The organism is Streptomyces morookaense (assembly GCF_013030945.1).
GTDB classification, from domain to species: Bacteria; Actinomycetota; Actinomycetes; order Streptomycetales; family Streptomycetaceae; genus Streptomyces; species Streptomyces morookaensis.
This window is the reverse complement of sequence record NZ_JABBXF010000066.1, coordinates 30719-52839: the sequence shown is the minus strand read 5'-3', so window position 1 is coordinate 52839 and position 22121 is coordinate 30719. Positions and strand designations below refer to the sequence as shown.

Annotated in this window: 20 protein-coding genes and 1 tRNA gene; 9 read left to right on the top strand and 12 right to left on the bottom strand. The window is 71.3% G+C overall.

Translation table 11 applies throughout. The annotated features are described in order from the left end of the window. Nucleotides 1-287: 287 nt before the first annotated feature. Both HG542_RS25220 and HG542_RS25215 read right to left on the bottom strand, forming a co-directional pair. Nucleotides 288-361 (bottom strand) — tRNA-Pro (locus HG542_RS25220). Nucleotides 362-479: 118 nt separating this feature from the next. After that, nucleotides 480-1406 carry a metallophosphoesterase gene (locus HG542_RS25215; protein ID WP_171085232.1) on the bottom strand — a complete coding sequence of 309 codons (927 nt, stop codon included), beginning with the start codon at nucleotides 1404-1406 and terminating at the stop codon, nucleotides 480-482. Between the two features lie 128 nt (nucleotides 1407-1534). On the opposite strand from HG542_RS25215, the gene HG542_RS25210 reads away from it, so the two are divergent. Next, the gene (locus HG542_RS25210; protein WP_171085230.1) at nucleotides 1535-1999 is read left to right on the top strand and encodes a GatB/YqeY domain-containing protein; all 465 of its coding nucleotides are present in this window, start codon (nucleotides 1535-1537) and stop codon (nucleotides 1997-1999) included. Between the two features lie 90 nt (nucleotides 2000-2089). On the opposite strand, the gene HG542_RS25205 is transcribed toward HG542_RS25210, so the two are convergent. Then, nucleotides 2090-4411 carry a transglycosylase domain-containing protein gene (locus tag HG542_RS25205; protein ID WP_171085227.1) on the bottom strand — a complete coding sequence of 774 codons (2322 nt, stop codon included), beginning with the start codon at nucleotides 4409-4411 and terminating at the stop codon, nucleotides 2090-2092. 385 nt (nucleotides 4412-4796) lie between these two features. On the opposite strand from HG542_RS25205, the gene HG542_RS25200 reads away from it, so the two are divergent. Next, nucleotides 4797-5132 (top strand): WhiB family transcriptional regulator, encoded by a 336-nt coding sequence (locus tag HG542_RS25200; protein WP_171085225.1) that lies wholly within the window; start codon nucleotides 4797-4799, stop codon nucleotides 5130-5132. Between the two features lie 63 nt (nucleotides 5133-5195). On the opposite strand, the gene bagB is transcribed toward HG542_RS25200, so the two are convergent. After that, the gene (gene bagB / locus HG542_RS25195) at nucleotides 5196-6788 is read right to left on the bottom strand and encodes an ATPase BagB (protein WP_171085223.1); all 1593 of its coding nucleotides are present in this window, start codon (nucleotides 6786-6788) and stop codon (nucleotides 5196-5198) included. Next, nucleotides 6785-7762, bottom strand: a complete 978-nt coding sequence (gene bagA, locus HG542_RS25190; RefSeq protein WP_171085221.1) for an ATPase BagA — start codon at nucleotides 7760-7762, stop codon at nucleotides 6785-6787. The genes bagB and bagA overlap by 4 nt, the downstream gene beginning before the upstream one ends. Before the next feature lie 72 nt (nucleotides 7763-7834). On the opposite strand from bagA, the gene sp36 reads away from it, so the two are divergent. The 4 genes from sp36 (at nucleotide 7835) to HG542_RS25170 (ending at nucleotide 10278) form a co-directional block, all read left to right on the top strand. After that, nucleotides 7835-7993, top strand: a complete 159-nt coding sequence (sp36, locus tag HG542_RS25185; protein WP_171085219.1) for a Sp36 family protein — start codon at nucleotides 7835-7837, stop codon at nucleotides 7991-7993. Further along, the gene (locus tag HG542_RS25180; protein ID WP_171085218.1) at nucleotides 7990-8454 is read left to right on the top strand and encodes a RidA family protein; all 465 of its coding nucleotides are present in this window, start codon (nucleotides 7990-7992) and stop codon (nucleotides 8452-8454) included. The genes sp36 and HG542_RS25180 overlap by 4 nt, the downstream gene beginning before the upstream one ends. 103 nt (nucleotides 8455-8557) lie before the next feature. Then, nucleotides 8558-9445, top strand: a complete 888-nt coding sequence (locus tag HG542_RS25175) for an NUDIX hydrolase (protein ID WP_171085215.1) — start codon at nucleotides 8558-8560, stop codon at nucleotides 9443-9445. Continuing rightward, nucleotides 9442-10278, top strand: a complete 837-nt coding sequence (locus tag HG542_RS25170) for an MBL fold metallo-hydrolase (RefSeq protein ID WP_171085214.1) — start codon at nucleotides 9442-9444, stop codon at nucleotides 10276-10278. Before HG542_RS25175 ends, HG542_RS25170 begins: the two co-directional genes overlap by 4 nt. A gap of 141 nt (nucleotides 10279-10419) precedes the next feature. Here the strand turns inward: HG542_RS25170 and HG542_RS25165 are convergent, their stop codons facing one another. Then, on the bottom strand, nucleotides 10420-11094 hold the full coding sequence (locus HG542_RS25165) for a Crp/Fnr family transcriptional regulator (protein ID WP_004939715.1): 675 nt from the start codon (nucleotides 11092-11094) through the stop codon (nucleotides 10420-10422). Between the two features lie 250 nt (nucleotides 11095-11344). On the opposite strand from HG542_RS25165, the gene nth reads away from it, so the two are divergent. From nth to HG542_RS25150, 3 genes are all read left to right on the top strand, one after another. Further along, the gene (gene nth, locus HG542_RS25160) at nucleotides 11345-12178 is read left to right on the top strand and encodes an endonuclease III (RefSeq protein ID WP_227723217.1); all 834 of its coding nucleotides are present in this window, start codon (nucleotides 11345-11347) and stop codon (nucleotides 12176-12178) included. A gap of 13 nt (nucleotides 12179-12191) precedes the next feature. Further along, nucleotides 12192-12893, top strand: coding sequence for an NUDIX hydrolase (locus tag HG542_RS25155; protein ID WP_373313156.1), 702 nt, complete (start codon nucleotides 12192-12194; stop codon nucleotides 12891-12893). Between the two features lie 84 nt (nucleotides 12894-12977). Further along, entirely contained in the window at nucleotides 12978-14177 is a 1200-nt protein-coding gene (locus HG542_RS25150) for a MarP family serine protease (protein ID WP_171085208.1), read from the top strand. Nucleotides 14178-14237: 60 nt separating this feature from the next. Here HG542_RS25150 and HG542_RS25145 read toward each other — a convergent pair whose 3' ends face one another. From HG542_RS25145 to HG542_RS25120, 6 genes are all read right to left on the bottom strand, one after another. Continuing rightward, nucleotides 14238-14438: a hypothetical protein gene (locus HG542_RS25145; protein ID WP_171085206.1), complete on the bottom strand. Its 201-nt coding sequence runs from the start codon at nucleotides 14436-14438 to the stop codon at nucleotides 14238-14240. Nucleotides 14439-14544: 106 nt separating this feature from the next. After that, on the bottom strand, nucleotides 14545-15543 hold the full coding sequence (locus HG542_RS25140) for an alpha/beta fold hydrolase (protein ID WP_176606956.1): 999 nt from the start codon (nucleotides 15541-15543) through the stop codon (nucleotides 14545-14547). Continuing rightward, nucleotides 15540-15998, bottom strand: coding sequence for a phage holin family protein (locus HG542_RS25135; protein WP_171085204.1), 459 nt, complete (start codon nucleotides 15996-15998; stop codon nucleotides 15540-15542). Before HG542_RS25135 ends, HG542_RS25140 begins: the two co-directional genes overlap by 4 nt. A gap of 117 nt (nucleotides 15999-16115) precedes the next feature. Next, the gene (nhaA, locus tag HG542_RS25130; RefSeq protein ID WP_171085202.1) at nucleotides 16116-17513 is read right to left on the bottom strand and encodes a Na+/H+ antiporter NhaA; all 1398 of its coding nucleotides are present in this window, start codon (nucleotides 17511-17513) and stop codon (nucleotides 16116-16118) included. A 224-nt stretch (nucleotides 17514-17737) separates the two neighbouring features. After that, nucleotides 17738-19711: an acetate--CoA ligase gene (gene acs / locus HG542_RS25125; RefSeq protein WP_171085200.1), complete on the bottom strand. Its 1974-nt coding sequence runs from the start codon at nucleotides 19709-19711 to the stop codon at nucleotides 17738-17740. 134 nt (nucleotides 19712-19845) lie between these two features. Next, a complete protein-coding gene (locus HG542_RS25120) occupies nucleotides 19846-22065 on the bottom strand; it encodes a carbonic anhydrase (RefSeq protein ID WP_171085198.1) in 2220 nt (739 codons plus the stop codon). Nucleotides 22066-22121: the final 56 nt, after the last annotated feature.

The window sequence follows — 22121 nt, the reverse complement described above, 5'->3', positions numbered from 1 at the left end:
CGCGTCCGTCCGGACAAGCTCAGGACAGTATCGCGTTGGGGTACGACAGATCCTAAGAACTGATCACCGGGTGGAGGTCGGCTGCCTTGGGTTCATGGCTCGGGGAGCTGACAGAAGGCGGCGGCATATGAGCTGCGTCTCGCCGATGGTCGGCCTTGGTGCCCGGACTCCCCATAGAGGCCCTGCCGGGAGCCGGATTTCGAAGTCGGCTCCCAAACGGGGCCCAGAAACGAGTCAGGGCCCTGATCCACTAAGTGGATCAGGGCCCTGACCTGGTGTTTCACCTGTCGGGGTGGCGGGATTTGAACCCACGACCTCTTCGTCCCGAACGAAGCGCGCTGCCAAGCTGCGCTACACCCCGATGTTCCGCCGGTTCCCGTTTTCCCGGGCCCCGGAGCAACAAGGATTACTTTAGCGGACCGGAGCCCGGAGACGAAATCCGGTTTCCCGGGGCCCCGCAGGTGGGGCCCCGGGCGGGGTCAGTCGCGGGCCACGAGGGTGAGGAGGGTGGCCTCGGGCGGGCAGGCGAAGCGGACGGGGGTGTAGCGGTTCGTCCCGCAGCCCGCCGAGACGTGCAGGTAGGAGCGGTGGCCGCCGGCCTGGTGGGTGGAGAGGCCCTTCACACGGCCGGTGTCGATGTCGCAGTTGGTGACCAGCGCACCGTAGAAGGGGATGCAGAGCTGGCCGCCGTGAGTGTGGCCGGCGAGGATCAGCGGGTAGCGGTCGGCCGCGAAGGCGTCGAGGACCCGGAGATAGGGGGCGTGGACGACGGCCATCGAGAAGTCGGCGTCCTCCTTCGGCCCGCCCGTCACGTGGGCGTAGCGGTCCCGCTTGATGTGCGGGTCGTCGAGGCCGGTGAGGGCGATCTCCATGCCGTCGATCTTGAGCGAGCCGCGGGTGTTGGTGAGGTTGACCCAGCCCGCGCGGTCGAAGCCGTCGCGCAGGTCCTCCCACGGGTTGTGGATCGCGCCGACGACCGGCTTGTTGCCGTTGAGGCCGTGCCGCCCGGTGGCCCGCTCCATCAGGTAGCGCGCGGGGTTGCGCAGCTTGGGCCCGTAGTAGTCGTTGGAGCCGAAGACGTACGCGCCGGGGAACCGCATCAGCGGGCCGAGGGCGTCGAGGGTCTCGGGCACGGCCTCGGGGTCGGAGAGGTTGTCACCGGTGTTGATCACGAAGTCGGGGCGCAGCCCGGCGAGGGACTGCAGCCAGCGCTGCTTCTTGCGCTGCCCGCCGACCATGTGGATGTCGGAGACCTGGAGGACCCGCAGCGGCCGCATCCCGGGCGGCAGCACCGGCACGGTGATCCGCCGCAGCCGGAAGGAGCGGACTTCGAAACCGGCGGCATAGGCGATGCCGGCCGCGCCGACCGCCGTGATGCCCAGGGGTACTCCGTATCGCGCACGCATGAGTCCATCGTTGCAGACCGCGGCGGGTACCGGCTCACCGGCCGGTGTGGCCAAGGGAGTTCACCGTTCCCGGTCCGCCCGGCCGTTAATGCGGAGCACGCAGGGGTGCGGGATGCGAAGATTGCGGCATGACCACGCTCAAGTCCAGGCTTCAGGACGACCTCACGACCGCCATCAAGGCGCGCGACGAGCTGCGCTCCTCCACCCTTCGCCTCACTCTCTCCGCCATCGGCTACGAGGAGACCGCGGGCAAGGTGGCCCGTGAGCTCCCGGACGACGAGGTGCTGAAGGTGATCACGCGCGAGGCGAAGAAGCGCCGCGAGGCGGCCGACGCCTTCGAGAAGGGCGGCCGTGCCGAGCAGGCCGAGCGCGAGCGTGCGGAGGGCGAGGTGCTCGCCGACTACCTGCCGAAGCAGCTGTCGGACGAGGAGCTCGCCGCGGTCGTGGCGGAGGCCGTGGCCGAGGCGAAGGCCGGCGGCGCCGAGGGCCCGAAGGCCATGGGTGCCGTGATGAAGCTCGCCAACGCGAAGGTGGCGGGTCGCGCCGAGGGCGGCCGGGTGGCCGCCGCGGTCAAGCAGCTGCTCGCGGGCTGAGGCCGGGCCGCAGCACGGAACAGCAGCACGGAACAACGGAAGGGGCGCCCGACCACTGGTCGGGCGCCCCTTCCGCGTATCCGGTCACCCTTACTGCTGTTCCTGCGGTCCCTGCTGACCGGGCTGTCCCTGCTGACCCGGCTGCTGCTCGTTGCCGGTCCCGCCGATCACGCCCGGCGGGATGGAGAGCCCGGGCAGCGGGTCGGGCTTGGGGCTGCCGGGCTTGTTGTGCCCCGGCTTGTGGGCCCCGCCGCCCGGCTTCTCCGTCCCCGGCTTGCCCGTCCCCGGCTTGTGCGTGCCCTGACCCGTGCCGGTCCGGTCGTCGCCGGTGCCGGCACCGGTCCCCGTGCTGCTGTCGTCGGCCGCGGAGGGGGTGAAGGTCGGTGCGTCGCGGCCGTCCAGCGCGCCGTTCATGGCGTCCCGCCAGATCGGGCCCGGGGTGTCGGCGCCGTAGACCTTGTCGTGGTAGACACCGCCGATGGTGATGTTCTCCATGTCGACGCCCTTGGCGCCGGGACCGCCGACCCACACGGCACCGGCCATGTTCGGGGTGTAGCCCACGAACCAGGCGGCGCGGCGCTCGTCCGTCGTGCCCGTCTTGCCCGCGCTGTCCCGGCCGTCCAGCCCGGCCTCCTTGCCGGTGCCGTCCTCGACCACGCCCTTCAGCAGGGAGTTGACCGTGTCGGCCGTCTGCTCGGACATCGCCCGCGAGCACTGCGACTTGGGCACCCGGAGGGCCTTGCCGTCGGGGCCGGTGGCGGACTCGATGAGGACGGGGGTGCAGTACGTGCCGTGGTTGGCGAAGGTCGCGTAGGCGGAGGCCATGGTGAGCGGGGACATGCCCTCGGTGCCGAGCGCGATCGACGGCACCTGCTCCATCTTGCTGCCGTCGGCGGGCTTCACGCCCATCTTGGCCGCCATCTTGGTCACCGGGCAGATGCCGACGTCACCGATCAGCTGGATGAAGTAGGTGTTGACCGACTTGGCGGTCGCCTCCCGCATCCCGTACGGGCCGGACTCGCTGCGGTTCTCGTTGCTGACCATCGCGCCCTCGGAGTTCTCCCAGGTGCCCTTGCACTTCTCCACCGAGTCCGGGTACGGCATCCGGTACGGCGAGGGATATGTCTGGTACGGCGAGGTGCCCTGCTCCAGGGCCGCCGCCGCGACGATCGGCTTGAAGGTCGAACCGGTCTGGAAGCCGTAGCTGGATCCGCCCATGGAGTGGTCGGCGGAGAAGTTGATCTGCGTCTGGTTCTCGCCGAAGCCGTACGGCCGCGACTGGCCCATGCCGAGCACCTTGCCGGTGCCGGGCTGGACGATCGAGACGGCGGTGGCCACCGGGTCGGTCTGGTAGACGTGATCGGTGATCGACTTTTGGACGGACTTCTGGGTCTGCGGGTCGAGGGTGGTGCGGATCGTCATGCCGCCCTCGTTCCAGCGCTTGGCCCGGGCTTCCTTCGTCTTGCCGAAGACGGGGTCCGTGAGGAAGACGTTGCGAACGTAGTCGCAGAAGAACCCCGCACCGTCGACCGCCGTGATGCAGCCGCTCTTGGGCCTGCTGACGGTCAGACGGATCGGCTTGGCCTGCTCCGCAGCCGCCTGGGCCGGGGTGATGTCCTTGAGCTCGGCCATGCGCTGGAGCACGGTGTTCCGGCGCTTGGTGGCCTCCTTGGGAGCGAGGACCGGGTTGTAGCGGCTCGGCGACTGGACGAGGCCGGCCAGCAGCGCGGACTCGCCGAGGTCGAGGTCCTTGGCGTGCTTGCTGAAGTAGCGCTGGGAGGCGGCCTCGACGCCGTAGGCCTGCTGCCCGAAGAAGGTGATGTTCAGGTAGTTGTTGAGGATCCGGTCCTTGCCGAGCTCCTTCTCCACCTGGACCGCGTACTTGAGCTCCTTGATCTTGCGGCCGATGGTCTGCTGGGTGGCCACGGCGACCTTGTCGGGGTCGTCGCCGGCCTCCTCGACGAAGACGTTCTTGACGTACTGCTGGGTGAGGGTGGACGCGCCTTCCGAGACGCCGCCCGACTGGGCGTTCCTGTTTATCGCGCGGAGCACGCCCTTGGGGTCGATCGCTCCGTGCTCGTAGTAGCGCGAGTCCTCGATCGCCACGATCGCCTTGCGCATGTACGGGGAGATCTGGTCCAGCGGGACCACCGTGCGGTCGCGGGAGTAGACCTTCGCGATCTCGCCGCCCTGGGCGTCGAGGATGGTGGTGCGCTGGCTGAGGGGCGGTGTCCTGAGGTCGGCCGGGATCTCGTCGAAGCCCTCCATCGAGCCCTTGGCCACCAGGCCGAACGCGCCGATGCCCGGAAGGGCAAGTCCTGCCAGCACGACTCCTGAAAGGACGCTGACACCAAGGAATTTCGCGGCCTGCCGGGTCACCGGGTGACCCCCGCCGGAGCGCTTCGTAGCCATGGAGGGAAGCCTACGTTCTCATTCGGCGGACAGACGCCCATGTGTTCGCCTACGCTGTTTCACGCCAGTCACTGCGATGCGCTCCAGCATCACCCTCGACCTCACTCTTGTGGGTGATGAGGTGTGTCCGTATTGCCGCCTGTGTCGGTGGTTGCCCGCTGCGAGGCGGGCGAAACGCCCTCGTATGCAGGGGAAAGTCGCTGATGTCGTCAGCTCACTCCGTTGGGTGATCTGCCGCGTACGCATAGTCCGTTCGGGCCATTCAAGATTGGGCCCGAAGGGGGTGTTGCCCCCTGCCTGCCTTCCGTAACGTCCTCAACTGGCAACGGTGAATATGCCGCTGCCGCCGTGGGGGAGCCTCGATTCGGGAGAGGACGGCGCCAGCATGAGCTGGGTAACCGACTGGAGTGCGCAGGCCGCCTGCCGCACGACCGATCCGGATGAACTATTCGTTCAGGGCGCAGCGCAGAACAGGGCCAAGGCGGTCTGCACCGGCTGCCCGGTGCGCACGGAGTGCCTGGCCGACGCGTTGGACAACCGCGTCGAGTTCGGGGTGTGGGGCGGGATGACCGAGCGCGAGCGCCGGGCCCTGCTGCGGCGCAGGCCGACCGTCACCTCCTGGCGCAGGCTCCTGGAGACGGCCCGCACCGAGTACGAGCGCGGCGCCGGCATCCTGCCCCTCGGGGGCGAGGAGTACGACGAGTACGCCGCCGTGGGCTAGCCGCGCCCCGCTGCCCCGCAGCAGGGCGCCTGCCCGGCGCGTGTACTCCGACTACGGCCGCCACTACGGCGTGCCGGCTCCTTCGCCGCCGTCGGCTGTGCCGACCGTGGCGTTCACGGTCCCGGTGGCGTCGGTCCGTCTGTCGCCTTCCGCATCCTCGGCATCCTTGGTCTCCCCGGCTTCCTGCGCGGCGGCTCCCTCCGCCACGCTCTCCGCCGTGCCGTGGTCCGCGGACTGTACGGCCAGCCGTTCGCCGATCGAGCGCAGCCCCACGAGGTCGTGCACATCGCCGGGCAGCGCGGCCACTTCCGCCACCGGGACCTCCGGATGGAGGGCGGTGAAGCGGTCCCGCGTGCGGCGCTCGCGGGCGAGCACCTGCATGCGCTCGGCGTGCAGTCGCAGCAGCCCTGCGGCGATCCGTGCAGCAGAGCCGTCCACGGCGTCGGCCGGGGAACCCGGCGCCGGTGAGGGCAGCGGTGCGGAAGGCGCTTCCGACGACACGGGCTGGGGGAAGCCGCTCTCGGGAGAGGACGTGTCGGTGGGAGCGAGGGTGCCAGGGTCGTCAGCGGTACGTGAGCCAGCTTGCCCGCTGTCACGATCCACAATGCCGGAGCCGTCAAGATTTTCTGGGTATTCCGATGGTCGCGTGATCCCAACGGGGGCCGCGCTCCGCCCGGTTCGCTCGTTCCGCCCGGGGCCGCAGTCCTCGCCGGAGGCGTCCGCCAGCACCTCGGCGGCAGCCAGGGCGCGCTCCGCCGAGAGCCCCGCCGCTCCGCTGCCGTGCACCCTGTTCAGCACGAGCCCGGCCAGCGGCATGCGCTCCGCGGCCAGCCGCTCGACGAAGTAGGCGGCTTCCCGCAGTGCGTCCCGTTCGGGCGCGGCGACGACCAGGAAGGCGGTGCCCGGTGCCTGGAGCAGCCGGTAGGTGGCATCAGCACGGGTACGGAAGCCGCCGAACATGGTGTCCATCGCGGCGACGAAGGTCTGTACGTCGCGGAGGAGTTGGGCCCCCATCAGTTTGTTCAGGGGACCGCTCATCATCGACATGCCGACGCCCAGGAACTTCATCCCGGCCCGGCCGCCGATCTTCGCCGGCGCCATCAGCACTTTGATCAACTTGCCGTCCAGGAACGACCCGAGGCGTCCGGGGGCGTCCAGGAAGTCCAGCGCCGAGCGGCTGGGCGGGGTGTCCACGACGATCAGGTCCCACTCGTCCCGCGAACGGAGCTGGCCGAGCTTCTCCATGGCCATGTACTCCTGCGTGCCGGCGAAACCGGCCGACAGGGACTGGTAGAAGGGGTTCTCCAGGATCGCCCGGGCGCGCTCCGGGTCCGCGTGCGCCTCGACGATCTCGTCGAAGGTCCGCTTCATGTCCAGCATCATGGCGTGCAGTTCGCCGCCCGCCGACGTGTCGATGCCGGACACCCGGCGCGGCACGTTGTCGAGCTCCTCGATGCCCATCGACTGGGCGAGCCTGCGCGCCGGGTCGATGGTGAGGACCACGACCTTCCGTCCGCGCTCGGCGGCCCGCAGCCCCAGCGCCGCCGCCGTGGTGGTCTTGCCGACGCCGCCGGAGCCGCAGCACACGACGATGCGGGTCCGGGGGTTGTCCAGGACGGGGTCGATGTCGAGCACTGCTGCGTCATCCAGACTCACCGATCGACTCCTTGCGTCCGCAGTTCGCGCGCCATGCGGTACAGACCCGCCAGGTCCACGCCGTCGCCGAGCAGTTCGAGTTCGTAGGCCGGCAGATCCAGCTTGGCGATCTCCGCGCGGCCCTGCTGTTCCAGCGCGAGCCGCTCGGTGTGCTCACGGGCCTGTTCCAGCAGCGGACCGACCAGGGGCTCCGCCGCACTGCCGGAGCCCGTGCGCTCCAGCGCGTGTGCCAGGGCGCCCGCAACGGCTGTCCGGCGGCCGTTGGCTGCGGCTTCGACGGCCGCCTCGTCCAGGATGCCCGGCCGGACCATGTTGACGACGACCCCGCCCACCGGAAGGTTCGCCGCGCGCAGCTCGGCTATGCCGTCCACCGTCTCCTGGACCGGCATCTCCTCCAGCAGCGTCACCAAGTGCACTGCCGTCTCGGGCGACTTGAGGACGCGCATGACGGCCTGCGCCTGATTGTGGATCGGCCCGATGCGGGCCAGGCCCGCCACTTCGTCGTTCACGTTGAGGAAGCGGGTGACCCGCCCGGTGGGCGGTGCGTCCATCACGACGTGGTCGTAGACGAACCCGCCGGAACGGTCCTTCCTGCGGACCGCTTCGCACGCCTTGCCGGTCAGCAGGACGTCCCGCAGGCCGGGTGCGATCGTCGTGGCGAAGTCGATCGCACCGAGCTTCTTCAGCGCCCGACCGGCGCTGCCGAGCTTGTAGAACATCTGGAGGTAGTCGAGCAGGGCCCGCTCGGCGTCGATGGCGAGTGCGTACACCTCGCCGCCGCCCGGGGCCACGGCTATCTTCCGCTCCTCATAGGGCAGTGCCTCCGTCTCGAAGAGCTGCGCGATGCCTTGCCGGCCTTCGACTTCGACCAGCAGTGTGCGTTTTCCCTCGGCGGCGAGAGCGAGCGCGAGGGCTGCGGCGACCGTGGTCTTGCCGGTACCGCCCTTGCCGCTGACGACATGGAGCCTGGTCATGGATCGGAGCCTAACCAAGTGCCGCGCGGGCTACGCACGAGGCTGTCGGTGGCAGGCGTTACAGTCGGGCGCATGACCAAGTGGGAATACGCGACTGTGCCGCTGCTGGTGCACGCGACCAAGCAGATTCTGGACACCTGGGGCGAGGACGGCTGGGAGCTCGTCCAGGTCGTGCCCGGGCCGAACAACCCCGAGCAGCTGGTGGCCTACCTGAAGCGGCCGAAGCAGTGAGCGCCGTCGAGAGCCGGCTTGCCGAGCTCGGTCTGACGCTTCCGGACGTCGTGCCGCCGCTCGCCGCGTACCAGCCGGCCGTGCGGTCGGGTGCGTACGTGTACACCGCCGGCCAGCTGCCCATGGTCAAGGGCGCGATCCCGCTGACCGGCAAGGTCGGTGCCGAGGTGAGCGCCGAGCAGGCCAAGGAGCTCGCGGGCGTCTGCGCGCTGAACGCCCTGGCGGCCGTGAAGTCCGTCATCGGCGATCTGGACAAGCTCGTCCGGGTGGTCAAGGTCGTGGGCTTCGTCGCCTCCGCGCCGGACTTCACCGGCCAGCCGGGCGTGCTCAACGGCGCGAGCGAGCTGCTGGGCGAGGTCCTGGGCGACAAGGGCGTGCACGCGCGCTCGGCCGTCGGCGTGGCCGTCCTGCCGCTGGACGCGCCGGTCGAGGTCGAGATCGTGGTGGAGGTGCAGGACTGACGGTCCTGCCGTTCGCCGCGAGGCCCTGTCCTCGTGCTTGTCCTCGCGCTGGTTCGCGCCAAGCGCTCTCGAACATCCGAGCGTGAGCGCATAGCATCCGGCCATGTCGACTTCGAACGGCCAGTGGTACCCGCCGGAGTGGCCGGACCGGATCAGAGCGCTCGCACGCGGCGAGCTCCGGCCCGTGGCGCCGCGCCGTGCTGCGACCGTCCTGCTGCTGCGTGCCGGAGCGGACGGCCGGCCGGTCGTCCACATGCTGCGCAGACGCGCCTCCATGGCCTTCGCCGGAGGCGCGTACGCGTATCCGGGCGGCTCCGTGGACCCGCGCGACGAACGGAACGTCCCCTGGGCGGGCCCGTCCCCCGCCGACTGGGCGCAGCGGCTGGGCACCGGTCCGGTCGAGGCCCAGGCCATCGTCTGCGCCGCGGTGCGCGAGACATTCGAGGAGGCGGGCGTGCTGCTGGCCGGCCCCGCACCGGAGACGGTCGTCGCGGACACCACGGGCGAGGACTGGGAGGCCGACCGGGCCGCGCTCGTCAGCCGCGAGCTGTCGTTCGCCGACTTCCTCGAACGGCGCGGCCTGCTGCTGCGCAGCGACCTCCTCGGTGCCTGGGCGCGCTGGATCACGCCGGAGTTCGAGCCCCGCCGCTACGACACCTGGTTCTTCGTGGCCGCGCTGCCCGAGGGCCAGCGCACCCGCAACGCCTCCACGGAGGCCGACCGGACGGTGTGGACCACCCCCGCCGACGCCGCTGCCGGTTACGACCGCGGCGAGTTGCTGATGATGCCGCCGACCATCTCCACCCTGCGCGCCCTGCAGCCGTACGCGAGCATCCCTGAGGTCCTGGCCGCCGCGTCCGGGCGGGATCTCGCTCCCGTGCTCGCCGGCGCCCGCCTCGTGGGCGGCGAGATCGTGCTGAGCTGGCCGGGGTACGACGAGTTCACCCGGCACATCGAGCCGACCACCGGACCTTCAGGAGCCGACGCATGACGTACGCAACCGACCTCCCCGGACGGCCGCGCCCGGGGGCCATCGGCGGCCCCGCGACCGAGCGAGCGGTCTGCGTGCTCGCACCCAACCCGTCCGCCATGACGCTCGACGGCACCAACACCTGGATCGTCTCCGAACCCGGCTCCGACCTCGCCGTCGTCATCGACCCGGGCCCGTCGGACGAGACGCACCTCCGGACGGTCGTCTCCACCGCCGAGTCGGCGGGCAAGCGCATCGCCCTGACCCTGCTGACCCATGGGCACGCCGACCACTCGGACGGCGCCGCACGGTTCGCCGAACTGACGGGGACGGCCGTCCGGGCGCTGGATCCGGCGCTGCGGCTGGGCCGTGAGGGGCTCGGCATCGGCGATGTCGTCACGACCGGCGGCCTGGAGCTGCACGTGCTGTCGACGCCGGGGCACACGGCCGACTCGCTGTGCTTCCATCTGCCCGCCGACCGGGCGGTCTTCACCGGTGACACGGTGCTCGGCCGCGGCACCACGGTCGTCGCGCATCCCGACGGGCGGCTGGGCGACTACCTCGACTCGCTGCGCAGGCTGCGCTCGCTCGTGGTCGACGAGGGTGTGACCACCGTGCTGCCCGGCCACGGTCCGGTGCTGGACGATGCCAAGGGCGCGGTCGAGTTCTATCTGGCGCACCGGGCCAAGCGCCTGGCCCAGGTCGAGACGGCGGTCGAGAACGGCTACCGGACGGCTGCCGAGGTCGTGGCGCACGTGTACGCGGACGTCGACCGGACGCTGTGGCCCGCGGCCGAACTGTCGGTGCGGGCGCAGCTGGACTATCTGGACGAGCACGGTCTGATCGGCGAGTGACGGCATTGCACGATGTCATGAAGCCATGACGCCATGACGAGACGGCAGGGCATCGTCGCATGACGGCATGACAGGGCCCCGTCCTGCACGCCATGACGTGCGGGGCGGGGCCCTGGTGCGTCCGTGTCCGGCCGTTGCCGGTCAGCGCGAGCGCTTGGCGAGCCGCTCCACGTCCAGCAGGATCACGGCACGGGCCTCCAGGCGGAGCCAGCCGCGGCCCGCGAAGTCCGCGAGGGCCTTGTTGACGGTTTCCCGGGAGGCGCCGACGAGCTGCGCGAGCTCCTCCTGGGTGAGGTCGTGCACCACGTGGATGCCTTCCTCGGACTGCACGCCGAAGCGGCGCGACAGGTCGAGCAGGGCCTTGGCGACGCGGCCGGGGACGTCGGAGAAGACGAGGTCCGACATCGAGTCGTTGGTGCGGCGCAGCCGGCGGGCGACGGCACGCAGCAGGGCCGTGGCCACCTCGGGGCGGGCGTTGAGCCAGGGCTGCAGGTCGCCGTGGCCCAGACCGAGCAGCTTGACCTCGGTGAGCGCGGTGGCCGTGGCGGTGCGCGGACCGGGGTCGAAGAGGGACAGCTCGCCGATGAGCTCGCCGGGGCCCAGGACCGCCAGCATGTTCTCGCGGCCGTCGGGGGAGGTGCGGTGGAGCTTCACCTTGCCCTCGGTCACCACGTAGAGGCGGTCGCCCGGGTCGCCTTCGTGGAACAGGGCGTCGCCCCTCGCGAGGGTGACCTCGCCCATGGAGGCGCGCAGCTCAGCGGCCTGCTCGTCATCGAGCGCCGCGAAGAGCGGGGCGCGCCGCAGAACGTCGTCCACGAGTTCTCTCCTTGTCGACATGCACAGGGGACCGTGGTCCCCATGATGCCCGTCGGTAAAACTGTGTGATCAAACACAAGTGTGGCGCATCGTCGCACGAAGCCCTACGGCAGGGGTCCGATTGGGCTGTGGTTTTCCTGCGGCCGGGGCGGATGTCGGTGCTGGGCTTTAGTCTGGCCGGGTGTCCAATACGCCGGTGAGAGCACAGGGCAAGGGGGCCGGGAGGGTGACCTCGGCCGGGAATTCTGCTGTGGGCGAACGCGCCCCGGCAAAGACCGCGAAGGGTGCAACAGGGGGTAAACGGAAGCCCGCCGCCGGACCCGAGTCGCGGACGGCGCTGGTCCGCCGCGCCCGCCGCATCAACCGCGAGCTCGCCGAGGTCTATCCGTACGCCCACCCCGAGCTGGACTTCGAGAATCCCTTCCAGCTCCTGGTCGCCACGGTCCTCTCCGCCCAGACCACCGACCTGCGTGTCAACCAGACCACCCCCGCGCTCTTCGCCGCCTACCCCACGCCCGAGGACATGGCGGCCGCCGACCCCGAGACGCTGGAGCAGCTGATCCGGCCGACGGGCTTCTTCCGTGCCAAGTCCAAGGCCCTCATAGGGCTCTCCACCGCCCTGCGCGACTGCTTCGGCGGCGAGGTCCCGGGCCGCCTGGAGGATCTCGTGACCCTCCCCGGCGTCGGCCGCAAGACCGCCAACGTGGTGCTGGGCAATGCCTTCGGCGTCCCGGGCCTCACGGTGGACACCCACTTCGGGCGGCTCGTCCGGCGCTGGAAGTGGACGGAGCAGGAGGACCCGGAGAAGGTCGAGGCGGAGATCGGCTCGCTCTTCCCCAAGAGCGAGTGGACGATGCTCTCGCACCGGATCATCTTCCACGGCCGGCGCGTCTGCCACGCGCGCAAGCCCGCCTGCGGCGCCTGCCCGATCGCCCCGCTCTGCCCGGCGTACGGGGAGGGCGAGACGGACCCGGACAAGGCCAGGAAGCTGCTCAAGTACGAGATGGCCGGCGGCCCCGGCCAGCGGCTCAAGCCCCCGCCGGACTTCCCGGGCCCGCCCGCACCCCCGCTGGGAGCCGAATGACATGGCGAAGCGCATGACGAGCGCCTGCGGCGGCGAGGTCCGTCGGACCGGCGGAGCCGAGGTGAGCACGGAGGGGCTCCCGGAGTGGCTGGATCCCCTCGTACAGGTCTCCGAGACGATCCGGCCGCAGCAGCTCAGCCGCTTCCTGCCGCCGCAGGAGGGCGGCCGGCAGTCCGCCGTGCTCGTGCTCTTCGGCGAGGGCGAACGGGGCCCGGAGCTGCTGCTCCTGGAGCGCGCGGGGAACCTGCGCTCGCACGCCGGCCAGCCCTCCTTCCCCGGCGGCGCCCTCGACCCGGAGGACGGCGACCCGGCCGACGGCGGGCCGGTGCGGGCCGCGCTGCGCGAGGCGGAGGAGGAGACCGGCCTCGACGCCTCCGGCGTCCAGGTCTTCGGGGTGCTGCCCCGGCTCTACATCCCCGTCAGCGATTTCGTCGTCACCCCGGTCCTCGGCTGGTGGCGCGAGCCCAGCCCGGTCGGCCCGGTCGACCCGCGGGAGACGGCCCGGGTCTTCACCGTCCCGGTCTCCGAGCTGACCGACCCGCGCAACCGCGCCACGGCCGTCCACCCCAGCGGTCACCAGGGCCCGGTCTTCAGCGTCGGCGACGCCGTCGTCTGGGGGTTCACCGCCGGCGTGATCGACCGGCTGCTGCACTACGCGGGCTGGGAGCGCCCCTGGAACCGTGAGCGGCAGGTACCGGTGGACTGGCGTGGCTGACGGGCATGAGACGGTGGCCTCCGCGCCACCCCACCCCCGGACGCCGGCGACCCGGCCGACCATCCCCGAGCGAGGCATTTTTCGGTGAACGTGCTGGACATCGTGCTGCTGGTCGCCGCCGTGTGGTTCGCGGTCGTCGGCTATCGCCAGGGGTTCGTCGTCGGCGTGCTCTCGGTGATCGGTTTCCTCGGCGGCGGGCTGGCCGCGGTCTACGCCCTGCCCGTGATCTGGGACAGTGCCACGGGCGGTTCCCCGCCGGGCGGCGTCGCGGCCATCGCGGCCGTTGCCATCGTCATCGTCTGCGCCTCCGTGGGCCAGGCCGCCACCACCCACCTCGGCAACAAGCTGCGCCGTCACATCACCTGGTCCCCGGCCCGGGCCCTGGACGCCACGGGCGGCGCGCTCGTCAACGTCGTCGCCATGCTGCTCGTCGCCTGGCTGATCGGCTCCGCCCTCGCCGGGACGTCCCTGCCCACGCTGGGCAAGGAGGTCCGCAGCTCCAAGGTGCTGCTCGGCGTCGCGCGGGTGGTGCCGCAGCAGGCCAACACCTGGTTCGCGGACTTCAGCACCGTCCTCGCGCAGAACGGCTTCCCGCAGGTCTTCGCGCCGTTCTCGACCGAGCCCATCACCTCTGTCCCCGCGCCCGACCCGGCGCTCGCGGGCAGCCCCGTCGCCGCGGAGGCCCAGCGCAGCGTCGTCAAGGTCGTCGGCAACGCACCCGGCTGCGGCAAGGTCCTGGAGGGCAGCGGCTTCGTCTTCGCGCCGGGCCGCGTGATGACCAACGCCCATGTCGTCGGCGGTGTGGACGAGCCCACCGTGCAGGTCGGCGGCCAGGGCAAGCTGCACGAGGCGCGCGTCGTGCTCTACGACTGGAAGCGCGACATCGCCGTACTCGACGTACCGTCACTCGACGCGCCCGCCCTGCACTTCGCCGGCTCCGACGCGGAGAGCGGCAAGAGCGCCATCGTGGCCGGCTTCCCCGAGAACGGTGCCTACGACGTGCGGTCGGCCCGCATCCGCAGCCGGGTTCAGGCCAACGGTCCGGACATCTACCACCGCGGCAACGTCCGCCGCGACGTCTACTCGCTCTACGCCACCGTGCGGCAGGGCAACTCCGGCGGCCCGCTGCTCACTCCGGAGGGCAAGGTCTACGGAGTCGTCTTCGCCAAGTCCCTCGACGACGCCGACACCGGATACGCCCTCACCGCGGACGAGGTCCGCGAGGACGCCGTGAACGGTCGCACGGCGACGGGCAGGGCGGACACGCAGGGCTGCGCCCTCTGACGCTGCCGGGGCCCGCGGTGCCTGCCGGGCGGGTGCTGTCGCCCGGACCGGGCTGTGCGCTCAGCGTCCGCGCGGGTGGCGCAGCCGCGCCGAGACCCAGCGGGCGCGGCGGTGGATGATGCGCGGGATGCCGATGCGGGGATCGTGCCCGGCCTCCGGCGGGTGACCGCCCCGCTCGGGTGCCTCCGTCACAGCCAGCGCGGCATCGCCTTTGGTGCTGCGCTCCTGCGTCACGTCACGGTAGTCGTGCGTCCAGCCCATACCGAAAGCTCTGCCCGGGCCCGGAGGTCGGTAATCGCCTGCGGGTCCGGCAATTGGCCTATGCGCGGGGCAAGTGGCCACCGGACCCGGACCGGGGCCGCGGGCCCTAACGGTCGGGCTCCGGGTCCTTCAGCCAGCTCACCAGCTCCGACGAGAACGCCGCCGGATCCTCCTCATGAGGGAAATGCCCCAGCCCGTCGAAGAGGCGCCAGCGGTACGGCGCCTCCACGTACTCGCCGGAGCCCGCGGCACTGCGCGTGCGCATCACCGGATCGAGGGATCCGTGCAGGTGCAGCGTCGGCACCCGCACCGGCCGCTTCATACGGCGGTTGAACTGGATGCCGTCCGGGCGTGCCATCGACCGGACCATCCAGCGGTACGGCTCGATCGAGCAGTGCGCCGTCGAGGGGATCGACATGGCCCGCCGGTAGACCTCGACCGCCTCGTCGTCCGGCAGCCGCGGCCCCGACCAGTCCCGCATCAGCCGGCCCACCAGGGCGGCGTCGTCCGCGACGAGTTGACGCTCCGGCAGCCACGGCCGCTGGAACCCCCACACGTAGGAGCCCGCCGCGCTCTGCCGGACATCGGTGAGCATCGCGGAGCGCCAGCGGCGCGGGTGCGGCATCGAGGACACCGCGAGGCGGCGCACCAGCTTGGGCCGCATCACGGCCGCGGTCCAGGCCAGGTATCCGCCCAGGTCGTGGCCGACGAGGGCGGCGTCCGGCTCACCGAGGGAGCGGATCACACCGGTGATGTCGAGGGCCAGGTTCGCCGGGTCGTAGCCCCGGGGCGTACGGTCGCTGCCGCCCACCCCGCGCAGGTCCATGGCGACCGCACGGAACCCCGCCTCCGCGAGGGCGGGCAGCTGGTGGCGCCAGGTCCACCAGAACTGGGGGAAGCCGTGCAACAGCAGCACCAGCGGCCCCTCGCCCATCTCGGCGATATGGAACCGTGCACCGTTCGCCGCGACCTCCCGGTGGGTCCACGGTCCGTCGGGACGGACGACCGAGGCGGGGGAGGCCGCAGCGGCCGACGGGGGCCCCGGCACGGCGGGCCTGTCGGGGCCGGGGGACGCGGGCGCTGCGGGAGAGTCGGGCACCGTCATACGGACGAGCGTGTCACAGATGCGTCCGTCCGGCTGGTGTCGGCCGGAGAACGCGGGTGCGGCTTGACAGTGCCGAGCACCGCCGCCGTCTCGCGCGCCGAGGCGATGCTCTTCTCCGGCTTCTTGATCTTCTTGAACTTGGCCACGGCAAGCAGCACGAGCACGGCGGCGATCAGCAGGAACGCTCCGCCGGTGATCAGGAAGGACCAGGCGAGTCCCAGGCCGAGGTTGTGGATCCCGTACGCCGCCGCGAAGCTGAGCACCGGCAGGGAGAACAGCGCCAGCGCCCCCGCGGCGGCGACCGCGCCGCCGCCGATGCCCAGCCGCCGGGCGTCCTCCCGCAACTCGGCCTTGGCCAGCGCGATCTCGTCGTGCACCAGCGCGGACAGCTCGGTGGTCGCCGTCGCCACCAGCTGGCCGAGGCTGCGGTTCGCGCCGTCGTCGGCTGCGCTCATCGACTGCTCCCTCATCGTCATCAGCTTCGTCCTCCGCGGAGATCCGGCGGAATACCTACCCACCGTGCGTACGGCGGGCCGGATTTCGCAGGTTCCGCAGAGGTAAAGACTCTCAGATCATGCCGGACCATCCTCCCCGGCGGGGCGTCCGGCGGCGACTTGCGCCAGCCTGCGGTGTTCGGCGGCCTTCGCTTCGAGGAGCGCCGCCATGCGCAGGTGGTACTCGGGGTTGCCCTGCTCGTAGATGTCCGGGATGCCGTCGTCGTCCTCGTCCCGGTCCTCGTCGGCGCAGAGCTTCTTGTACTTGTTGTCGCGCAGCTTGAGCAGGATGGCGGCGAGGACCGCCGCCGTCAGGGAACCGACCAGCACGGCCGCCTTGATCTCGGATGTCAGCACGGCGTCGCCGGCGAAGGCGAGCTCACCGATCAGCAGGGACACCGTGAAGCCGATGCCGGCCAGCGTGGCCACGGCGAACACGTCCGGCCACTTGAGGTCCGGGTTGAGCTCCGCCCTGGTGAACCGTGCGGCCGTCCAGGTGCCGCCGAAGACGCCGACCGCCTTGCCGAGCACCAGGCCGAGGACGACACCGAGCGTCTCGGGCCGCCGGAAGACGTCCGACAGTGCGCCGCCGGACAGGGCCACGCCCGCGGAGAAGAGCGCGAACAGCGGCACGGCCAGGCCTGCCGACAGGGGGCGCACAAGGTGCTCGATGTGCTCGCCGGGGGAGTGCTGCTCGTCGTCGTGCCGGGTGCAGCGCAGCATCAGGCCCATGGCGACGCCCGCGATGGTCGCGTGCACGCCGCTGTTGTACATCAGCGCCCAGTTGACCACCGCCAGCGGGACGTAGACGTACCAGCCGCGCACCCCCTTGCGCAGCAGCAGCCAGAAGACCGCCAGCCCCAGCGCGGCAAAACCCAGAGCCGCAAAGTTGATCTTCTGGGTGAAGAAGATCGCGATGATCAGGATGGCGAACAGGTCGTCGACGACCGCGAGCGTCAGCAGGAACGCGCGCAGTGCCGAGGGCAGGGAGGTGCCGATGACGGCCAGCACGGCGAGGGCGAAGGCGATGTCGGTGGCGGTCGGGACGGCCCAGCCGCCCAGGGAACCGCCGCCGCTCTTCGCGACCGTGAAGTAGACGATCGCCGGCATCGCCATGCCGCAGATCGCGGCGACCACGGGGAGCAGGGCGGCCTTGGGATCGCGCAGCTCACCGGCGACAAGCTCGCGTTTGAGCTCGATGCCGGCGACGAAGAAGAAGACCGCGAGCAGACCGTCGGCCGCCCAGTGCTGGACGGAGAGGTTGAGCCCGAGGGAGCCGGGGCCCAGATGGAAGGACCGGACCGTCTCGTAGCTCTCCCGCAGCGGGGTGTTCGCCCAGATCAGCGCCGCGACGGCCGCCGCCAGCAGCAGCACACCACCGACGGTCTCGGTGCGCAGTGCTTCTGCCAGGTAGTTCCGTTCGGGCAGGGGCAGCCTGCCGAGGAAGACGGAACGGCGGTTCTTGGGCGCGGCCACGGCGGTGGACCTCCTGGGGGTCGACTGAAACACGTGCGTACACGTGTGCTGTGTGCCGACCAGACTTCCCGGCGCGCCCCTGATTCTTGTCGCGATTTTTACGCGACCAGTACTTACCCTAACCCGAAAGAGTGAAGGGCACCCGGCGGGATGCCGGGTGCCCTTCATGGCCGGTGGGCCGGTGCAGCGCCTCTGAGCAGTCAGTTCTCGCTTCGGACCGCGCTTCAGTCCTCGCTGCCGGAGGCCGACGGGAGCTTGGCCTGGATGAGGTCCATGACCGAGGAGTCGGTAAGCGTGGTGACGTCGCCGAGGGTGCGGTTTTCGGCCACGTCGCGCAGCAGTCGGCGCATGATCTTGCCGGAGCGCGTCTTGGGCAGCTCGGCCACCGGCAGGATCCGCTTGGGCTTGGCGATCGGGCCCAGCTGCTTGGCCACATGCGCCCGCAGCTCCTCGGCCAGACCCTGCTCGTCCTCGCCGGCGGCGCCGCTGCGCAGGATGACGAAGGCGCAGATCGCCTGGGTGGTCTGCGGGTCGGTGGCGCCGACGACCGCCGCCTCGGCGACCTTCGGGTGCGAGACGAGCGCCGACTCGACCTCGGTCGTGGAGATGTTGTGGCCGGAGACCAGCATCACGTCGTCGACGCGGCCGAGCAGCCAGATGTCGCCGTCGTCGTCCTTCTTGGCGCCGTCGCCCGCGAAGTAACGTCCTTCGAAGCGCGACCAGTAGGTGTCGCGGTACCGCTGGTCGTCGCCCCAGATGGTGCGGAGCATCGAGGGCCACGGCTCGGTGAGGACGAGGTAGCCGCCGTGGCCGTCGGGGACCTCGCGGGCCTCGTCGTCCACGACCGTGGCGGCGATGCCGGGGAGCGGCACCTGCGCCGAGCCGGGCTTGGTCTCGGTGACCCCCGGCAGCGGGCTGATCATGATGCCGCCGGTCTCGGTCTGCCACCAGGTGTCCACGACGGGCGTCCGGTCGGCGCCGATGTGCTTGCGGTACCAGACCCAGGCCTCGGGGTTGATGGGCTCGCCGACCGAGCCCAGGATGCGCAGGCTGGACAGGTCGAACTTCGCCGGGATGTCGTCGCCCCACTTCATGGCGGCGCGAATGGCGGTCGGCGCGGTGTAGAGGACGGTGACGCCGTACTTCTGGACGATCTCCCACCAGCGGCCCTGGTGCGGGGTGTCCGGGGTGCCCTCGTAGAGCACTTCCGTCGCGCCGTTGCTCAACGGGCCGTAGACGATGTACGAGTGGCCCGTCACCCAGCCGACATCGGCGGTGCACCAGAAGACGTCGGACTCCGGCTTGAGGTCGAAGACGGCGTGGTGCGTGTACGAGACCTGGGTCAGGTAGCCGCCGGAGGTGTGCAGGATCCCCTTGGGCTTACCCGTGGTCCCCGAGGTGTAGAGGATGAACAGCGGGTGCTCGGCGTCGAAGGCCTCTGGCGTGTGCTGGTCGGACTGGCGCTCGACCAGGTCGTGCCACCAGATGTCGCGGCCCTCGGTCCAGGCGAGGTCCTCCTGGCCGGTGCGGCGGACGACGAGCACACTGCGGACGTTCTCCGTGCCCGGCCGGGTCAGGGCCTCGTCGACGGCGGGCTTCAGCGAAGAGGCCTTGCCGCGCCGGTATCCGCCGTCGGCCGTGATGACGACGCGGGCATCGGCATCGACGATGCGGGTCGCCAGCGCGTCGGCCGAGAAACCACCGAAGACCAGGGAGTGCGGGGCACCGATGCGGGCACAGGCCAGCATCGAGAAGACCGCCTCCGGGATCATCGGCAGGTAGATCGCGACCCGGTCGCCCGCCCGGACGCCCAGCTCGGTCAGCGCGTTGGCGGCCTTGGAGACCTCGCGCTGCAGCTCGGCATAGGTGATCGCACGGGTGTCGCCCGGCTCGCCCTCGAAGTACAGGGCCACCCGCTCGCCCAGGCCGTTCTCCACGTGCCGGTCGACGCAGTTGTATGCGACGTTGAGCCTCCCGTCCGCGAACCACTTCGCGAACGGCGGGTTCGACCAGTCCAGCGTCTCCGTCGGCTCGGTCTCCCAGCTCAGACGCCGGGCCTGCTCGGCCCAGAAGCCCAGCCGGTCCGCCTTCGCCTGCTCGTATGCCTGGGCGGTGACATTGGCCTCCGCGGCCAGACCGGCAGGCGGTGCAAAGCGGCGCTCCTCCTTCAGAAGGTTGGCCAGGCTTTCGTTGCTCACGACATCTCCCTTTCCCAGGGGGCACGTTGCGTCCCGGCCCATAGCTCATCAGCCCGGGGCGCACCCTGACAAGAGGTGTGGGCAAAAACTGGTTTAGACCTCTATCCGGGTGCCTGGCCATGGGGAAGCCGAGGTCAGAGGGGTTGAACGGCATCGAGGACCTCCGGCCGGACAGCGCTGAAGGTGTGGGACCGCTGGTCCAGAACATAGGCCTGGGCCCGGGCGACATCGAAGTACAGGCCCTGCAGATGGAGCGAACCCTCGGCCACGCGCCGGGCGACACAGGCATGCGCCATCAGGTGATCGAGCTGCTGCATCACGTTGACGAGGGCGAGCCGCTCGCCGTCGTCGGCGACCGGCCGGTCGTCCAGTGCGACCTCCCCGCGTCCGAGCCGGCCGATGCGCTGCATCCGGGCCAGACTCGGCCTTCCGTGCCGCAGCCAGCGGCCGAGCGAGGTCTCCGCCGCGGACCCCGGCTGCGGGCCGGGAGATGCGGCGGAGTTGAGGAGCGCCTGCATCGCCCCGCAGCCGGAGTGCCCGCACACCGTGATGGTGCCGACCCGGAGCACGTCGACGGCGTACTCCACGGCAGCCCCCACGGAGTCGCAGGTGCCGTCGTTGCCCGGCGGCGGCATCAGGTTCCCCACATTGCGCACCGTGAAGAGATCGCCGGGACCGCTCGACGTGATCATGCTGGTCACCAGCCGGGAGTCGGCGCAGGTGAGGAACAGGTGCCCGGGGCACTGCCCCTCGCGGGCGAGGCGCGCCAGCTCGTCGCGCACCCGTGGCGCAGTGTTCCGCTGGAACGCGCTGACGCCTCCCAGGAGTTGCCGCCCGCTCACCGGCCCCGGCGGCCCGGCCGTGGTGCGGGGGTGGGTGCAGTGGTGGTTGCGCCACGGGGTCCAGGGGTGGCAGACGTGGGAGTCGACGGGCATCCCGGAACCGGCGGTCCCGGAGGCCTCGGCGCCGCCGATGGCCGTGGTACCGGCGGTGTGCCCGGAGCCGGCACGGACGACCCCGTACGCCTTGGCGCGGGCGAGCCGCGAGATCCGACCCAGTGAGAGAAGCACTGTGACACCCAGCCCCACTGCGAGCCCCTGGAGCACGCCGAGCATCGTGACGGATCCGCACGTGGCCCCGTACACGGCGAACTCCCGCCACCCGTGCGGCATCAGCCCGCGGTGCGCGGAAACGGCCATCCGCACCCCGGCCACCAGAACCAGGGAGGACAGGGCGACCAGCGGCACAAGTCGCAGCGCGACCGCCAGCACCAGCGCGCCCGCGCAGGCCAGGATCCAAGCGCCTTGGGGGAGACGCGACTTGGTGCTGCCGGTCGGCATGGCTGTGTCTTCATCCGCCGTCGGCCGCGTGCCACGGGCGACGGGCAGTCCGCCCAGCAGTCCGGACACCAGCGTGGCGAGACCTTGCCCGGCCAGCTCGCGGTCCGGCCCGTCGGCGGCGCCGTCCGCGCGCTCCTGCCCTTGCGCGGTGGGCTGTTGGGTCCGGATCCGTCGCAGGTCCATCGCGGCGGGAAGGGACTCCATGCCGGCGACGAGTGCGACCGTCAGAACGGCCGCGAAGACTCCCAGGACCGGACTGTGGGGAAGGGGCGCCGGCGCTCGCAATTCCCATGGGGAGAAGGTGACTCGGGGCAGGGCGGTGGCGGCGCCGGCCGCGGTCGCCGCGGCCAGGGCTGCGAAGGGTGCGGGGACCCTGTGCAGCCATCGCCCGGCCCGCCCGGGGACGCGGCCCCAGCAGACCGTCACGGCTGCGGTGAGGATGCCGACCAGCAGCGCCTCCGGCCGGGGGTGCGCCAGCTGTGATGGAAGTGCGCCGAGGCTCTCCGGGAACGGTCCCCCGGGGGTGCCGCCCAGGAGGACGGGTGCCTGGCCGAACGCGATGGCCGCACCGACCCCGGCGAGCAGGCCATGCACGGCCGCCGGACCTGCCGCCAGCACCAGGCGGCCCACCCTGGCCGCCCCGAGGGCGAGTTGGGTCAGACCGGCCAGTGCCGTGATCGCACAGGTGACCCGCCAGCCGTAGCGCTGGACCAGCTCGGCCGTCACCACCACCAGCCCGGTGGCGGCGCCGCCCACCAGGGGTGGCGCCCCGCCGAGCACGACGGAGACCACGGCGCCCACGGCCACCGCCACGAGGCCTGCCTGGAGCGGTGCACCCGAGGCGAGCGCGATCCCCAGGGAGAGGGGAAGCGCCACCAGGGAGACGGTCACCGAGGTGCGCAGCTCCCGGCGCAGGCGGGATGTGGAGGGCCTGGCCGGTCCGACGGGCTCGGACCGGCGGTTCCGGGAGGGGTCGGGTGGGGGCGGAGATGCCGGAATCGGCTGAGCGTGCATGGTCGTTCCCGTCTTCGTCGGGGCGGCGCGGCCGTGTCGAGGTGCGGCCGTGGTCA

What these genes read in the sequence shown, in the direction of transcription:
- HG542_RS25215 (WP_171085232.1), bottom strand. Translation starts at nt 1,406, where the DNA reads ATGCGTGCGCGATACGGAGTACCCCTGGGCATCACGGCGGTCGGCGCG.
- HG542_RS25210 (WP_171085230.1), top strand. Translation starts at nt 1,535, where the DNA reads ATGACCACGCTCAAGTCCAGGCTTCAGGACGACCTCACGACCGCCATC.
- HG542_RS25205 (WP_171085227.1), bottom strand. Translation starts at nt 4,411, where the DNA reads ATGGCTACGAAGCGCTCCGGCGGGGGTCACCCGGTGACCCGGCAGGCC.
- HG542_RS25200 (WP_171085225.1), top strand. Translation starts at nt 4,797, where the DNA reads ATGAGCTGGGTAACCGACTGGAGTGCGCAGGCCGCCTGCCGCACGACC.
- bagA (WP_171085221.1), bottom strand. Translation starts at nt 7,762, where the DNA reads ATGACCAGGCTCCATGTCGTCAGCGGCAAGGGCGGTACCGGCAAGACC.
- sp36 (WP_171085219.1), top strand. Translation starts at nt 7,835, where the DNA reads ATGACCAAGTGGGAATACGCGACTGTGCCGCTGCTGGTGCACGCGACC.
- HG542_RS25175 (WP_171085215.1), top strand. Translation starts at nt 8,558, where the DNA reads ATGTCGACTTCGAACGGCCAGTGGTACCCGCCGGAGTGGCCGGACCGG.
- HG542_RS25170 (WP_171085214.1), top strand. Translation starts at nt 9,442, where the DNA reads ATGACGTACGCAACCGACCTCCCCGGACGGCCGCGCCCGGGGGCCATC.
- HG542_RS25155 (WP_373313156.1), top strand. Translation starts at nt 12,192, where the DNA reads ATGACGAGCGCCTGCGGCGGCGAGGTCCGTCGGACCGGCGGAGCCGAG.
- HG542_RS25145 (WP_171085206.1), bottom strand. Translation starts at nt 14,438, where the DNA reads ATGGGCTGGACGCACGACTACCGTGACGTGACGCAGGAGCGCAGCACC.
- HG542_RS25140 (WP_176606956.1), bottom strand. Translation starts at nt 15,543, where the DNA reads ATGACGGTGCCCGACTCTCCCGCAGCGCCCGCGTCCCCCGGCCCCGAC.
- HG542_RS25135 (WP_171085204.1), bottom strand. Translation starts at nt 15,998, where the DNA reads ATGAGCGCAGCCGACGACGGCGCGAACCGCAGCCTCGGCCAGCTGGTG.
- HG542_RS25120 (WP_171085198.1), bottom strand. Translation starts at nt 22,065, where the DNA reads ATGCACGCTCAGCCGATTCCGGCATCTCCGCCCCCACCCGACCCCTCC.